This is a genomic window from Pseudomonas onubensis, from assembly GCF_965653655.1.
Classification (GTDB): Bacteria; Pseudomonadota; Gammaproteobacteria; order Pseudomonadales; family Pseudomonadaceae; genus Aquipseudomonas.
In genome coordinates this window covers 45,769-60,766 of the sequence record NZ_CBFHAZ010000018.1, presented here as the reverse complement: position 1 = coordinate 60,766, position 14,998 = coordinate 45,769, and the positions used below count along the sequence as shown (strand labels likewise).

The 14,998-nt window shown below is 60.2% G+C and carries 12 protein-coding genes; 3 read left to right on the top strand and 9 right to left on the bottom strand.

Annotated features, from left to right (window positions below; translation table 11 throughout):
• Nucleotides 1-20 precede the first annotated feature (20 nt).
• From ACTD9P_RS09010 to ACTD9P_RS09000, 3 genes are all read right to left on the bottom strand, one after another.
• Nucleotides 21-1,454: a serralysin family metalloprotease gene (locus ACTD9P_RS09010; RefSeq protein WP_438867444.1), complete on the bottom strand. Its 1,434-nt coding sequence runs from the start codon at nucleotides 1,452-1,454 to the stop codon at nucleotides 21-23.
• Between the two features lie 368 nt (nucleotides 1,455-1,822).
• On the bottom strand, nucleotides 1,823-2,926 hold the full coding sequence (locus ACTD9P_RS09005; protein ID WP_438867443.1) for a DmpA family aminopeptidase: 1,104 nt from the start codon (nucleotides 2,924-2,926) through the stop codon (nucleotides 1,823-1,825).
• A 9-nt stretch (nucleotides 2,927-2,935) separates the two neighbouring features.
• Entirely contained in the window at nucleotides 2,936-4,300 is a 1,365-nt protein-coding gene (locus ACTD9P_RS09000) for an APC family permease (protein ID WP_438867442.1), read from the bottom strand.
• Between the two features lie 200 nt (nucleotides 4,301-4,500).
• On the opposite strand from ACTD9P_RS09000, the gene ACTD9P_RS08995 reads away from it, so the two are divergent.
• Nucleotides 4,501-5,286 carry a helix-turn-helix transcriptional regulator gene (locus ACTD9P_RS08995; protein WP_219265728.1) on the top strand — a complete coding sequence of 262 codons (786 nt, stop codon included), beginning with the start codon at nucleotides 4,501-4,503 and terminating at the stop codon, nucleotides 5,284-5,286.
• 89 nt (nucleotides 5,287-5,375) lie between these two features.
• Here ACTD9P_RS08995 and ACTD9P_RS08990 read toward each other — a convergent pair whose 3' ends face one another.
• From ACTD9P_RS08990 to ACTD9P_RS08975, 4 genes are read right to left on the bottom strand one after another with little or no spacing between them, the layout of a single operon-like run.
• Nucleotides 5,376-6,455 (bottom strand): polyamine ABC transporter substrate-binding protein, encoded by a 1,080-nt coding sequence (locus tag ACTD9P_RS08990; RefSeq protein ID WP_438867441.1) that lies wholly within the window; start codon nucleotides 6,453-6,455, stop codon nucleotides 5,376-5,378.
• A gap of 60 nt (nucleotides 6,456-6,515) precedes the next feature.
• Entirely contained in the window at nucleotides 6,516-6,857 is a 342-nt protein-coding gene (locus tag ACTD9P_RS08985; RefSeq protein ID WP_438867440.1) for a cupin domain-containing protein, read from the bottom strand.
• A gap of 26 nt (nucleotides 6,858-6,883) precedes the next feature.
• Entirely contained in the window at nucleotides 6,884-8,290 is a 1,407-nt protein-coding gene (locus ACTD9P_RS08980) for an NAD(P)/FAD-dependent oxidoreductase (protein ID WP_438867439.1), read from the bottom strand.
• A gap of 49 nt (nucleotides 8,291-8,339) precedes the next feature.
• Nucleotides 8,340-9,146, bottom strand: coding sequence for a helix-turn-helix transcriptional regulator (locus ACTD9P_RS08975; protein ID WP_438867438.1), 807 nt, complete (start codon nucleotides 9,144-9,146; stop codon nucleotides 8,340-8,342).
• Nucleotides 9,147-9,401: 255 nt separating this feature from the next.
• Here ACTD9P_RS08975 and ACTD9P_RS08970 point away from each other — a divergent pair, with 255 nt between their 5' ends.
• Entirely contained in the window at nucleotides 9,402-9,674 is a 273-nt protein-coding gene (locus ACTD9P_RS08970) for a DUF1652 domain-containing protein (RefSeq protein WP_219265708.1), read from the top strand.
• 162 nt (nucleotides 9,675-9,836) lie between these two features.
• Here the strand turns inward: ACTD9P_RS08970 and ACTD9P_RS08965 are convergent, their stop codons facing one another.
• A complete protein-coding gene (locus ACTD9P_RS08965; RefSeq protein ID WP_438867437.1) occupies nucleotides 9,837-12,284 on the bottom strand; it encodes a UvrD-helicase domain-containing protein in 2,448 nt (815 codons plus the stop codon).
• 220 nt (nucleotides 12,285-12,504) lie between these two features.
• Here ACTD9P_RS08965 and ACTD9P_RS08960 point away from each other — a divergent pair, with 220 nt between their 5' ends.
• Nucleotides 12,505-13,200 carry a pirin family protein gene (locus tag ACTD9P_RS08960; protein ID WP_438867436.1) on the top strand — a complete coding sequence of 232 codons (696 nt, stop codon included), beginning with the start codon at nucleotides 12,505-12,507 and terminating at the stop codon, nucleotides 13,198-13,200.
• A gap of 117 nt (nucleotides 13,201-13,317) precedes the next feature.
• Here ACTD9P_RS08960 and pgm read toward each other — a convergent pair whose 3' ends face one another.
• Nucleotides 13,318-14,961 carry a phosphoglucomutase (alpha-D-glucose-1,6-bisphosphate-dependent) gene (gene pgm, locus ACTD9P_RS08955; protein ID WP_138817608.1) on the bottom strand — a complete coding sequence of 548 codons (1,644 nt, stop codon included), beginning with the start codon at nucleotides 14,959-14,961 and terminating at the stop codon, nucleotides 13,318-13,320.
• Nucleotides 14,962-14,998 lie beyond the last annotated feature (37 nt).

The window sequence follows — 14,998 nt, the reverse complement described above, 5'->3', positions numbered from 1 at the left end:
GGAGCGCCGCGCGCCTTACATCAGGCTACGATGTCGCTGGCGACGGCCTGGCCGACGGTGGTGACGAGGAAATCCGCCACGCCGTGCCCGGAGAAGTCCACCGCCAAGGTGCCCAGGTTGGTACCCGAGGCATAGCTCAGTACAGCATCGCCGGCATGCCCGGTAAATGCATTGACGAAGCTCAAGCCTGCACCTTTGGTAATGCCCGACAGGTCGATCTTGTCCGAACCTGAGGTGAAGTCAAAGATCTTGTCCGCCGCACCCGGCTTGGAGTCGGAACTGGCACCGTACACAAAGGTGTCGTTGCCGGCGCCGCCCCACAGTTGGTCCGCACCGCCACCGCCGTAGATGATGTCGTTGCCGGCACCGCCTTTGATGAGGTTGGCGGCGTTGTTGCCGATGATCAGATCGTTACCCGAACCACCGAACGCGTTCTCGACGGTAACGCCCTGGGCGATGGACACGTTGCCCACCAGGCCGCCAACGTCGGAGAACGAGCCTTCATTGAGGTTGATCTTCTGGTTTTGGGTAAAACCGGAGAAGTCCAGGGTGTCGTTGCCGCCACCGTCCCATACCGAGAACACCAGCTTGTCGGCATTGGAGGTGGCGCTGAGGAAATCACGCCCGGTGTTGGAGTTGAAACCGTAGGTGGTATCACCGGCACGCGTGGCGTAGTTGGCACCGTAGAGCTTCTGGATCGCGGCAATGTCGTCGATCAGCGGGCCGGACGCATAGGCTTCGACCCCGCCTTTACTGAAGTTCTGGTTGGTGTTGCTTTCGCTCCAGTAACTCATGACGCTGTAACCACGCGTGTCCTGTCCATAGTCCGCGTCTTTGTACGTAGGGTTGCCGGTCCCGGCGTTGTAGTCGCCAGGGTGAGCCAGGCCCAGGGTGTGGCCGATTTCGTGGGTCAGGGTCTGCCGGCCATAGTTGTTCAGGTCCGGCGTTTTGTTCGGCGTGTAGCTGTTGTTGGTCAAGTACCACGAGGTGCCGTCGTAGCCTGCGCCGGTGCCCGGCAGGTAGGCGAACGCTGCTGCGCCGGCCTGGCCACCGCTGTAGTTGCCGAAGGTCATGTGCGTGTCACCGCCCGAGGCGCTTTCGGTAAAGCTCACGTTGGCGACATCCGACCAGGATTGCATGGCCAGTACGGCCTGTGCTTTCTGCTGGGCGTTGAACTGGCTGAACCCGGAGATGCCATGTTTGTTCATGGTTGCCGAGGAAGCCGAGGTGAGGAAGGTGTAAGTCAGATCGATCTTGCCGTTGTGGTTCACATCCTTGTACGAGGCGCCATCACGCAGCAAATGATCCGCTGCCTGGTCCACGGAAAAGGACGGCTTGCCATTGACCGTCAGGTTGCCGCCACGGTCATACAGATGGCTGAAGCTATCGATTTGCGAGTAAGCAGTGCTGGCTTGCGCGGCAGATACAATAGCTTTGTCTTTTACTTTTGACATAAACGTACTTCCTTGTTTGCAAGTGCATCAGTCTTTGTTCGACAGGAACCTCGCGGGCGAGGATCGTCCTGTCACTCGCCTCTTTTGAAGGCGTATCGAAACTGACACAACTTGAAATCTTTCGTCTACAAATATTTAAGCAACGAAAATGTGACGTAGATTCAACTTGAGGAAGTCGCACACAGTATTTATTGGGGACAATTGCGCCTGCGCGGCAAATCGCCATCGAGCGTTATTTAAATATTAAATAGCGGTAAAGCCGCTCTAGCTGAGCGGCCCTCTTGAATAATGGATCCAATATATTGACACGGTGTCATAGTTCAATATTAAAGAGCCACCACCCGCACTATTAAAGTGCGCGCCCCCAATTACCGGGACAGGCTCCAACCGCACTTGTTTAATGCGCTGATTAATACTTCGTCGGAAAGTCCCGGCACCAAAACGCCGTCTTCAGTCGTCATGTCCTCGCCCGCCAGGATCGCGTTGACGATCGCTTCCTCCACCGCCTCTGCGGCGGCGCTGAACAAGGGCGAGATATGGTCATTGTTGACCATGCGCAACACGCTGCTGAGTGCCAGGTCCTTGCGCCCGTAATCTGCCGGTGGCAGCCCGTGATTGCCGGTGGCGAAGGCCAGGAACAGGTCGCCACTGGAATCCTCGGTGCCACCGCCGGTGCGCGCGATACCGATGGAAGCGCGTTGCGCCAGGCGCTGGCATTGATGGGGCAGCAACGGCGCGTCCGTGGCGATGATCACCACGATCGAACCCATGCCCGGTGTGCCGCGCTCAGCGAAGGGCGATGGAATGCCCATCAACTGGCGCCCGACCGGGTAGCCATCCACGCGCAATTCCTGGCGCTTGCCATGGTTGGCCTGCACCAGCACGCCGACGGTCCAACCGCCCTGCTCCTCGGACACACGCCGTGAAGCGGTGCCGATGCCGCCCTTGAACTCATGGCAGATCATGCCGGTGCCGCCGCCGACTGCGCCCTCTTGCACCGGCCCGCCCTCGGCCGCGTCCAGCGCCTGGCGTACATGTTCAGGCTTGACGTGCTGGCCCCAGATATCGTTGAGCAAGCCATCGTAGGTTTCCATCACCACCGGCATGCACCAGTACACCGCCGGGTCCGCCAGGCGCTCGCGCTCCAGGGCGATCAGGCTGTCACGCACAATCCCGATGCTGTGGGTGTTGGTGATGGCGATGGGCGTGGTCAGCAGCCCCGCCTCGCTGATCCACTCAAGACCGGTGGCATCACCATTGCCGTTGAGCACGTGGTAGCCGGCGAAACACGGTTGCTGTCGCGCCTCCCCGGCGCGCGGCTGGATCACGCTGACGCCGGTGCGCACCTGCTTGCCATCGATACTGGCTTTCAGCGTGGTGTGGCCCACGCGGACGCCGGGAACATCGGTGATGGCATTCAATTCGCCGGGCGTGCCCAGCCCCAACGTAATGCCCAATTGACGTGCACGCATACCCACTCCTTACAGTTTCTGAAACGCCGGACTCGTCCGGCCACTGATGCAATACAAAATCACCGACAAGGCCAGCAAGCCGATGATGATCATGATGTCGCGTACCGACGACGCCGCGATCAGGGTCACCAGCAAGTAACCGGCGCCCAGCACAGCCAGCACTGCCGGCAGCGGCCATAACGGCATGCGATACGGATGCTCGCGATCACGCAGCAGCACCCGGCTCATCAGCGCGCTCAACGCCACCACCAGGTACACCAGGATGATCAGCAATACACTGAAGGTCGTCAGGTCCGCCAGGTTCGAGCTGAAACTCAACAGCGCCGAAGGCACCGCCAAAAACAGCGTGGCCAACCACGGTGAATCCCAGCGTGGGTGAATGCGCGTAAACAGCGCGTTGATGCGCGGCGTCCACAGTGCATCACGGCCGCTGCTGAAGACCACGCGGCCAATCTGGATGACGATGGCGACAATCGCGTTGAACACCGACAGGAAGATCCCGGCGCTGACCAGGCGTGACAGGGTTTCATTGCCGTGGCTGCTCAGCAGATAGCCAATCGGGTCGGGGCTGCTGATCATCTCGCTCAGCGACGGCGCGCCGATCAACAGCGCGGTGATCGGCACCAACTCGATCACCACCACCAGCCCCAGCGACCACAGCACCGCCTTGTGCACGCCTTTACCCCCACACTTCATGTCTTCGGCCAGCAATACCGCAGGACCATACCCGTTGAACGAGAACAGGCCGATGCCCACGGCGCCAATCACCAGTGCCCAGGGCGCCAGGTGCAGCACACCGTTTTCGACGATCTGCGGCTGGAACAGCACGCTGGCCGGCTGTACCGGGTTGCCAAAGCCGATAAACACGATCACCAGCAACGCCGCCACTTCCAACAGCAGGCAGGTGCCGGTAATCCAGGCATTGAGCTTGATATTGAGGACGCCCAGGGCGTAGCTGCACACCACGATGACCAGGGCGACGGTTTGCGAGTCGAATTTTGTGCCCAGGGCATTATTCAGGTACGTCGCGGCGCCGGTGGCCAAGACCGGCGGTATAAACAACAGCATCACCAGCACCGTCAGAAACGTCGCATAACCGGCCATGCCGCCAAACACCCGTTTGGCATACACATATTCACCACCGGCGCTGTTATGGGCACGACCCAGTTCGGCGTAACAGAAGGCGAACATCAGCGCGAGCAAGGCGGCCATCACAAACGCCAGGAACACACCACTGCCCGCCTGCTGGATGGCAAACGGTGCAATCACGAATACGGAGCTGGCCGGCGTGACCGCCGAAACCGTGATGGCCACCACATCAAAAACACTCAGCGTTGGCTTGAGCACGCCGTCTGGCGCGGGGGAAGCACTCATATCGTTATCCTCTGTGGTTATTTTTGGTAGGAGGCAGAAACGAAAAAAGTCGGGCGGTTGCGAGATATGTTTCCCGCTGGATGACGGCAAAGTAAACGCTGTGTTTATGCAGGCCAATGCCCCTATTGGCGTACTCCCCTTGACGATACCCGGCAAAAGCCGAACCCTTGGCCGATCTATTGAGGGCTGGAGCCGTGTTTATGAGCCTGTTCAGAGAGGTCGGCATGCATGCTGGCCTGGGCCGCACCGTCGCACACCTGGGCACTGAGCGCTTCTGGAAGCAGTTGGTGCTGTTGCTGCACCAATGCCTGCCGTTCGATAACGCCCTGGCGATTTTTTACCCCGTCGATGGCCCGCCCCTGGCCCTGGAAGAATACGACGCCCAGCCCAGCAGCAAACCAGCCTCGATGCTGGTGTACCTTAATGGCCTATACCTGATCGACCCGTTTTACCAGGCCTACCGCGAAGGGTATGCCAGCGGCGTGTATCGCCTGGAGGAAGTGGCACCGGACCATTTTCGCCAGAGTGAATACTTCCTCAACTACTTCCACGACAACGTGCTCGAAGACGAGGTGCAGTTCATTCTGCAATTGCCGGGTACGGGAACACTGTCGTTATCGCTGGGCATGCAGCGGCGCTTTAACTTCGAAGAAACCGGTTTGATGACCACTCTGGCGGCCTGGGTGCTGCCGTTGATGCAGCAGCACTGGCAGCAAAGCACCCAGCGTGCGCCGGCGATGGACACGCAAATTCGCGATGCACTCAGCCATTTTGGCAGCGGTGTGCTGTCGGAGCGCGAGCTGGAAGTGGCGCGCCTGGTGTTGCGAGGGTTCTCGTCCAAGGCCATGGCCGAGCGCTTGAAGATCTCGCCGGATACCGTGAAGGTGCACCGGCGACACCTGTACGCCAAGCTGGATATTTCTTCGCAGCCAGAGCTGTTTTCGTTGTTTATCCAGTCGTTGGGGCATGATCTGGAAAACCCCTGAGAACCGGGACGCAGAGCGTCCCTTGCTGCATTCCCACGCAGAGCGTGGGAACGATCAAAGCCAGCTCCCACAGGGGCTCGGTGTAACCCCTAGCGCCCGGTACGAATAGTGTTCCATACCCGCGTACGAATCCGGTCGATGTTCAGCGGCATGGCTTCAAGCGCAAACAACTTGCCCATCATTTCCGCGCTTGGGTACACCTTGGTGTCGGCCTTGATCACCGGGTCTACCAGGCTGTCTGCAGCGGTGTTGCCGTTGGCGTAATGCACGTAGTTGGTGATGCTGGCCATCACTTCCGGGCGCAGCAGGTAGTTCATGAACGCGTAACCGGCTTTTTCATCGGGGGCATCGGCAGGCATGGCGACCATGTCGAACCAGATGGCGGCGCCTTCCTTGGGAATGTTGTAGCCGATGTTCACGCCGTTCCTGGCTTCCTTGGCGCGGCTTTCAGCTTGCAGGATGTCGCCGGAGAAGCCGACGGCCACGCAAATGTCGCCATTGGCCAGGTCTGCGGTGTATTTCGAGGAATGGAAGTAAGCCACATACGGGCGCACTTTCATCAGCAGGTCTTCAGCTTTTTTGTAGTCTTCGGCCTTCTTGCTGTGGGGCGGCAGGCCCAGGTAATTAAGCGCCGCCGGCAGCAGTTCCGGGCCGTTGTCGAGAATCGCCACGCCGCATTTTTGCAGCTTGGCCATGTTCTCGGGTTTGAAGATCAGGTCCCAGGAGTCCACGGGCGCGTTATCGCCGAGCACCGCCTTGACCTTGTCGATGTTGTAGCCGATGCCGGTGCTGCCCCACAGGTAGGGGAAACCATGCTCGTTGCCCGGGTCGTTGTTTTGCAGGGCCTTGAGCAGCACCGGGTTGAGGTTTTTCCAGTTGGGCAGCTGGCTCTTGTCGAGTTTTTTAAGCGCGCCGCCCTGGATCTGCCGGGCCATGAAGTGGTTGGACGGAAACACCACGTCATAGCCGGATTTTCCGGTCATCAACTTGCCGTCGAGGGTTTCGTTGCTGTCGTACACGTCGTAGGTGAAACCGATGCCGGTTTCTTTCTGGAAGTTCTTGGTGGTGTCCGGCGCGATGTAGTCCGACCAGTTGTAGATCTTCACCGTCTCGGCGGCCTGGCTGATAGCGGCCACCAACATCAAGGGCAACAGGGCAATGGCTTTCATGGTTCGATTTCCTGGCGGTTTTAGGGCTGTTTTTATGGCAGGCGATCAAGGATCAAAGCGTTACAGGATCAATACGTAGGTCTTGCGCACGGTTTCGTGGATATCCCAGATACCGGTGCTGTTCGCCGGCAACATCAGTGCATCGCCGGCTTGTAGGTGAACGACTTCACCGCTGTCGGGGGTGAAGGTGCAGCGGCCCTGGATAAAGTGGCAAAACTCCTGGGATTTGATCTGTCGGCGCCAGCGGCCTGGGGTGCATTGCCAGATGCCGGTTTCGACGCCATCGTTGCGCTCAACGCTTAAGGTCGAGGCCACGGCGATGGGCTCGCCCAAGGGCACGGCCACCGGTGACGAGTCCGGCAGGTGGGCGTTCAGCGCGTCTTTGAAATGAGTAATGCTCATGGGTTTTCCCGTGTGAGTGAAACGTCTCAGTGCATGAAACCTTCCATGAACCCGGCCACGCCGGTCGCCAATTTGCGCCGCCAAGGCGCGGTGTTGGGGTTGGCCAACACCTGGTCTTCATGGACAAAACTGCGAATGATCGCGTTGTAACCCAGCCAGCGGCACGGCTCGGGCTCCCAGGCCGTGAGCGCGTCCAGGCCACGCTCGCGAATCACCCAGGGCTGCGTGGTCAGCGGCGTATCGAGGCCCAGAATCATGTCGGCCAGCGTACGGCCCCCGAGGTTGGTGGCGCCGACGCCCTCCCCGCCATAACCACCGGACAGCGCGATGCCGGTTTTGTGATCGCAGAGCATGTGCGGCCGGAAGTTGCGCGACATGCCGAGGTTGCCGCCCCAGGAGTGGGTAATCCTGGTGTGTTTGAGCTGCGGGAAGAGTTCGCTGAACAGGTAGCGACGCAGCTCCACCTCGTCGGTGGTCAGGTCAAAGTTGTGGCGCAGCTTGCCGGCAAACTGATAGCCGCCACGGGCGCCGAATATCAGGCGGTCATCGGCCGAACGCTGGCCGTAGGTGACCTGGCGGCTGCTTTCGCCAAAGGCCTGGCCTCGGTTCAGGCCAATCTCATCCCAGGTGCTGGCCGGCAACGGCTCAGTGGCGACAATCAGGCTTTGCACCGGTAACTGATAGCGCCCCAACGGCGGCAACGTGGTGGCGTAACCCTCAACCGCCGGTACTACCCACGCGGCGCGCACGCTGGCATTGGCCGTGCGCACGCTGCCGGACTGCCAATGGGCCACGGGGCTGTTCTCATAGATTGTCACGCCCATGTTCTCCACCACCCGCGCCAGGCCACGCACCAGTTTGGCGGGGTTGATGGTCGCGACATGGGGTGCATAGATACCGCCATATGGCTTGGCGATGCGGATTTGCTCGGCCAGCTGTTGCGGGCTCAGCCAGCGGTAATCCTCTTCGGTGAGGCCCTGGGCGTGGAGCGTGGCCAGGTAACGGCGCAGGCTGCCTTCCTGCTCCGGATAGCGCGCCGCGCAGTACAGCACGCCGCCCTTGCGGTAGTCGCAGTCGATGCCTTCACGGGCCAGTACCTGGGCGACTTCGTCGGGGATGCCATGCAGCAGGTCAAACGAGGCGCGCCGTTGTTGCGGTGACAGGCTGGCCAGCAGGCGGTCTTCACCCAACAGGTTGCCCATCAACCAGCCGCCATTGCGGCCCGATGCCCCGAAGCCTGCGGTCTGCGCTTCGATAATCGCGATGTTCAGCTCAGGAGCCTGGCGCTTGAGGTAGTAGGCGGTCCATAGCCCGGTGTAGCCGGCGCCGATAATCGCGACATTGACGTCCAGGTCGTGCGCAAGGGACGGCCGCGCGACCAGCGGGTCGTCCAGCTGGTCCATCCATAAACTGATGTTGCGCCATGCCGGCATGCCAAGCTCCCCACCCTCATTTCGATAGGCTGGATCCTAGAGCGTGGTGTTATTGGCTGTCTTGCGCGCGTGCACGCAGAGAAATTTGTTTGACGTAAGCCTTGGGCGATTGCCCGGTGTGCTGGCGGAACGCGCTGTAAAACGCCGACAAGGAGTTGAAACCCGCAGCAAACGCCAGGTCATCGACCTTTATCGGCGGCACAGCCTTATCCAGCGCGGCCAGCAGGTGCTGGAGCCGAGCCTGGTTGACGTAGCGGTAGAAGCTCTGCCCCAGCACCTGGTTAAGCAGGTACGAAATCTGGTTGCGGCTGTACCCGCATTCCGTGGCTACCCGTTGCAGGTCCAGGTCCGGGTCGAGATAGGCTTGCTTGAGTTCGAAGTACTGCTGAAGATCCTTGGCCATATGCCCCAATTGCTGGGGCGACAGGCCCAGGCGGCTGACCGTCGGGCGCAGGGCCTGGGCCGGCTGCTCATGCACCAGGGAGGCGTACTCGTTGACGCGCCAGATCAACCCATCGCGCACGGTGATCGCCTCACTGGTGCGAAATGACACCAGGCCCTGCCCGCCGCGCAGGGTAATGCGGTACTGGATAAACGCGGTGTCGCCGTCGGCGCGAATGCGGTCAATGTGCTCGATCGCCTCGTCGGCGCCACGCGGCATGCTGGCTTGCAGGTACTCACGCAGCTCGGCGTAGCCCACAACGCGGTTTTGAAAGAAATCGTGGTACTGAATATCGGGGTGGTAGTAGGACATCACGCCATCCAGGTCACGATGGCGCCAGCACAGGTGATGGCGCAGCACCAGATCGCCGGTGGCTTGGGTTTGTTCGCACTCTTCGCTCAAGACGGGTTGCATGGAAGGCTCTGCGGCGGGAATGCCTGGGAGATTGCCGAATTTGCCGGCGGCATTCAATGGTCAATTGGAACTTCTGACTAATGGCCTTTTGCCTAGTTTTGGGTAAGACATGACCTACGTCATATAACCGCAAAAGAACTGCCGAACGGCCGCTAAAAAGTCACCGCGCGCTTGCGAACGAATGCTATTTTGAACTTCTTGATGCCACGACCAGTGAAGGTCATGGCCCCTGCCGCGAGCTAAAGGAAGCGCTCAATGAACAAGGTGGGCAACATGAACAAAGTGACATTTCCCAATGCCTGCCAGCTGATGCGCTGGCATTTCCATCCGATGGGCTTCGAGGGCAGTATGGACGCCCCAGGCAGCATGGTCGCGCGCCTGTTCGACCGGGCCAGCGGCGAGACGCTGATCGCGATTGCCGGCATTCCTTGCTCCACGGTGATGAATGCGGCCGATGTGGAACGCATCATCGAGGCGGTGGAGGATGAGCTGGAGTGTTTTGTGCCGCCGCTGTCGTTGCGGGCGTGAACCCGGCTCTGCCGGCATAGGTGTTCAGTGTGGGAGCGGGCTTGCTGTGGCGAGGGAGCTTGCTCCCGTTCGACAGCGCAGCTGGAGCCGGCTTTTTGGGGGCGCTTCGCACCCCAGCGCAAGTAAGCTTGCTCGCCACACTTATAGAGCTGTGCTTAGCTGCTAGCTGCGCCGATCATCAAAAAATGCCTTTCGCCCATCGACCCGCTCCGAAGCCCTCGGCACATTCACGCCCTGGCCTTCCGGCTTCTCCACATACCAGTAGCAATGGCCCACCGCCCGGGTGATGCCGACATAGGCCAGGCGCAGCACTTCGTCTTTCTGCGCGCTGTCGTAAGGCTCGCTGTCGCCGTCCTTGCCCAGTCCCGCCATGCGGTAAGCCTGGTTTTTGTAAGGCGAGCTGGTGACGTGCTGGCAATCCCCAAGCAGGAATACCGCGTCAGCTTGCAGGCCCTTGGCACTGTGATAAGTCAGCTGTTTGAGCCGGCGTTCCGGTGGCGCCAAGCTAGAATCAACATTAACTACAGACTGAATATGCTCCTGAATCAATAACTTATCGCTACTTTTTCGATAAAGCATTAGCACCGTCTCACCGCGTTGGTAGTGCTCAAGCAATTGCCGCCCCAGCGCGGCGTCGTCCCGTTCCAGTACCACTACGGGCTGCAAAGCCTTGGGCTCGCCACTGGCCTTGGCCTTCTTGCCGGGGATCGCGGAGGCCGTGCGTACCACATGCTCGGCAGCGTCGATGATGTGCTGGTGGCTGCGGTAGTTTTCGCTGAGCATCACGCGTGTGGTGCTGGGCGACGGGAACTCCTGGTTAAACGCCATAAAGTACTTGGGCGAACTGCCGCGCCAGCCATAGATCGACTGCCAGTCATCACCCACGCACAGCAAGGACGAGCGTTGCGCGCCACGCCCCACATGCATCGCCGGACCACGGCTGCGAATCTCGCGCAGGCTGGCGCGAATCCACGACACAATCTGCGGCGATACGTCCTGGAACTCGTCGATCATCAGGTGCGACATCGGCCGTAGCAATGGATCACTGAGCAGCTTGAGGTTTTCCGGAGTGTTCTCACCGAACAGCGAGAACATGCGGTTATAGGTCATGATGGGCGGCGATTGATCAAGCAAGTGATCTTCCAGCGCCTTCCAGAAAATGCTCAAGGCTTCGAAGTAGCCCCGGTCCGGGTCGTCCTTGGCGAAGCTCATTTGCCCCACAGCCGTGGGCACATCCAGCCCCAGGTTTTCGATAAACCCGGCAGCCATCACGAAGCTGTCCAGCAGCGGCGCCGAAGCCAGCTCGCCCTTGACCTTGTAATCAAAGCCAGGCCCGGCACTGGCATCGCCTGCCAGACTGCTTAAAAGGCGTTTTGATGATTCGTAGTTATCTATCCATATCAGCGGCTTGCGACAGAAAGCTTGAAACAGGGTGCGCTTTACTGCCCACTCGGCGCGCACGGAAAGCTTTGAATTCGGCCGGCTGATTTGCGCGTTTTCCCGCGGATCAAAACCCAGCACCACCCAGGCATCCAGTTCCGGGATATAACCGTGACAGTGAAATTGCGCACCATTGATTTCGAAGGTCTGGCGACTGGGCTCTATGCCCTTGATCGGCCAGGCGCCGGCGCGAAACCACAGATCCTCGATCACGTCGCAGAGTTCTTCATCGCGCTTGGCCGCCAGTTCGGTGACAGCGATGCGTTTTTGCACGTCCGGGTGGTCGCGCTCCAGTTCCTTGAGTTGCAGGCCATGGCGTGCCAGTGGTGCGATCAGCTCGCGAAAGCGCGCATGACGGCCATGCAGCCGGTGATAACAGCTGTTCATCTGTTGGCGCTGGGCGTCGCTGATACGCAGGTCGAAGGGGTTGCTGTCCGCGTCCTCGACACCGCTGCTGAGGTTTTCAAACGCCTGCAGCCGTTCGAAGCCTGGCAAGCTACGTACCATCGGCAGGATGCGTGAATGGAAGGTACGCACCACGGCCTGAGCTTCTTTGAAACCAAGGGGCTGGCCCCACAGGCTGAGAACTTCCATGAGCTTGTTGATGAAGTCTTTGCGCGATTCGCGGGTGAAGGTCACCACGGTTATCGAACTCAGCTCAAAGCCCAGGTAGTGGGTCAGTAAGAGAATGCGCAGCACCAGCGAGGTGGATTTGCCCGCGCCGGCACCGGCAATCACCGAGGTCGAGGGCGTGTCACTGAAGATCATCTTCCACTGCGCAGTACTGGGCTGAGCGTAGGCCGGCAGCAGGCGTGCTACGTCAGCCTTCATGCGCTTCTTCACGTCGGCCGTGAGGGGCAGGCGCCAATCGTCGAACAGGCTGTCATCCACTCCCGGTGCGCGGTGCTCATCGGGGCGCAAGTCGCGGATCAGCAACACTTGCCGACCTTCCTCGAGGCCGTCGGCCTTGCCTTCGCGGTAGCCATATTCCACACCCGCTTCGTGCCCGCTGCGAAAGCCGTCAGCCTGGCCGTGCAGCCAGGAAAACCGATGCTGAGCACGCAGACGTGTCAGGCCATGGCCAAACAAACGGGCGGCGAGCCGTTTCAGCAGGGGCATTTCTGCCAGGGGACGCAGTTCGGGGGGCAGATCAGGTGTTTGTTGCGGCACGCGGACTCCAGCGATGAGGATGGTTTTGGCGAAGCTGCCATGGTCGCCGGAATCGGCGCGCAGTTCCAGCCAATTGCTTTGTTGTCATGCAGTTAGACGGTGAAGTAAAAGTCAAAACACCAGCAATCAATCGAATGAATAGATGGGAATCAGGCACTTTTTACGCTTTTTATCGATTATCTGCTGCTGGATGATAACCACCATCCACAGGAGACCCATCATGCTTGAACTTCGACCTTTCAATACCCTGGGCGGCGCCCATCATGGCTGGCTCGATGCCCATCATCACTTTTCCTTCGCCGAGTACCACGACCCCAAGCGTATGCACTGGGGCAACCTGCGGGTGTGGAACGACGACATCATTGCGCCCGGCACGGGCTTCCCGCAGCACGCGCACCGCGACATGGAAATCATCACGTATGTGCGTGAGGGCGCCATCAGCCATGCCGACAACCTCGGCAATAAAGGCCGCACCGAAGCAGGCGACGTGCAGGTCATGAGCGCCGGCACCGGGATTGCCCACAGTGAATACAACCTGGAAGCCACGCCGGCCAAGATCTTCCAGATCTGGATCATCCCGAATGAAGCCGGGCTGCCGCCTTCCTGGGGTGCCAAGCCGTTTCCCAAAGGTAATCGCGAGGGTTTTGTGACCCTGGCCAGCGGCAAGGCCGGTGACACTGAAAGCTTGCGCATTCGGGCAGATGCACGTCTGGTGGCGGCTAATTTGAAGGCTGGGGAAAGTGCCGAGTATCGGCTGGACAGCGGGCGTCGGGCGTATCTGGTGCCGGCAACCGGGGTGATAGAAGTCAATGGCTTGCGCGCACAAGCTCGAGACGGGGTAGCGGTTGAAGATGAGCAGGTTTTGCGGGTGACGGCGGTTGAGGACAGCGAAATCGTCTTGGTAGATCTGGCTTAACACAAAGCAATGTGGGAGCGGGCTTGCTCGCGAATACGGTGGTTCAGTCAATATATCCAGCGACTGACACGCCGTATTCGCGAGCAAGCCCGCTCCCACATGTTTGGATCTGCGGTGTTACTGGGAGATGGCGCCGTCTACCAGCACTTGCGCCTCTTCCACCAACTGCTTGAGGTGGTCTTCACCCACAAAGCTTTCGGCGTAGATCTTGTAGATGTCCTCGGTGCCCGATGGCCGCGCGGCGAACCAGCCGTTTTCGGTCATCACTTTCAAGCCGCCGATTGCCTGGTTATTACCTGGCGCGTGGCTGAGGATCTGCTGGATGCTCTCTCCTGCCAGTTGCGTGGAGGTGACCTGCTCCGGCGACAGCTTGCCCAGCAGCGCTTTCTGCGCCGGGGTCGCCTTGGCGTCGACACGAATCGCGAACGGCTCGCCCAGCGCATCCGTCAGGCCACGGTAGATCTGGCTGGGGTCCTGGCCTTTGCGCGAGGTCATTTCAGCGGCCAGCAAGGCCGGGATCAGGCCGTCTTTGTCGGTGCTCCACACCGTGCCGTCCTTGCGCAGGAACGAGGCGCCGGCACTTTCTTCGCCGCCAAAGCCCAGCGAGCCTTCGAACAGGCCATCGGCAAACCACTTGAAGCCCACCGGCACCTCATACAGGCGCCGGCCGATACGCGCCGCAACGCGATCAATCAAGCCGCTGCTGACCACGGTCTTGCCTACGGCGGCATCGGCGCGCCACTGCGGACGGTTCTGGAACAGGTAATCAATCGACACGGCGAGGTAGTTGTTCGGTGCCAGCAGGCCACCGGAGGGCGTAACAATGCCGTGGCGGTCGTGGTCCGGGTCGCAGGCGAAGGCGACGTCGAAACGTTCCTTGAGGCCGATCAAGCCTTGCATCGCATAGCTGGAGGACGGGTCCATGCGGATCTGACCGTCCCAATCGACGCTCATGAAGCGGAACGTCGAGTCGACCTCGGTGTTCACCACGTCCAGGTTCAAACGGTAGTGTTCGGCAATCGCCGACCAGTAGCGCACCCCTGCTCCGCCCAACGGATCCACGCCCAGGCGCAGGTCGGCGCTGCGGATGGCGTCCATGTCGATCACATTGACCAGGTCGGCCACGTAGCTGTTGAGGTAGTCATGGCGATGGGTAGTGTCGGCCTTGAGCGCCTGGGCATGGGTAATGCGTTTAACCCCGGCCAGCTGGTTGGCCAGCAACTCGTTGGCCTTGGCTTCGATCCACTTGGTTACGTGGGTATCGGCCGGGCCACCATTGGGCGGGTTGTACTTGTAGCCGCCGCTTTGTGGCGGGTTGTGCGACGGCGTAATCACAATGCCGTCTGCCAGGCCGCTGGTACGGCCACGGTTGTAGCAAATGATAGCGTGGGAAATGGCCGGGGTCGGCGTGTATTCATCGCCTTCAGCCAGCATTACGTGCACGCCGTTGGCGGCCAACACTTCCAGGGCGCTGGCGCCCGCCGGGGTCGACAGCGCGTGGGTGTCCAGGCCGACGAACAAGGGGCCGTTGATGCCCTGGGCTTCACGGTACAGGCAAATGGCCTGGCTGATGGCAAGCACGTGCCATTCGTTGAAACTCAGCTCGAACGAGCTGCCACGGTGCCCGGAAGTACCAAAGGCCACGCGCTGGGTGGAGATCGCTGCATCAGGCTGGCCGGTGTAATAGGCCGTGACCAGTCGCGGGATATCCACCAGCAACTGGGCTGGCGCCGGCTTGCCCGCAAAAGGACTGATTGTCATGCATAAACCTCGAAAAAGAAGGATTCGGAAAAAATGA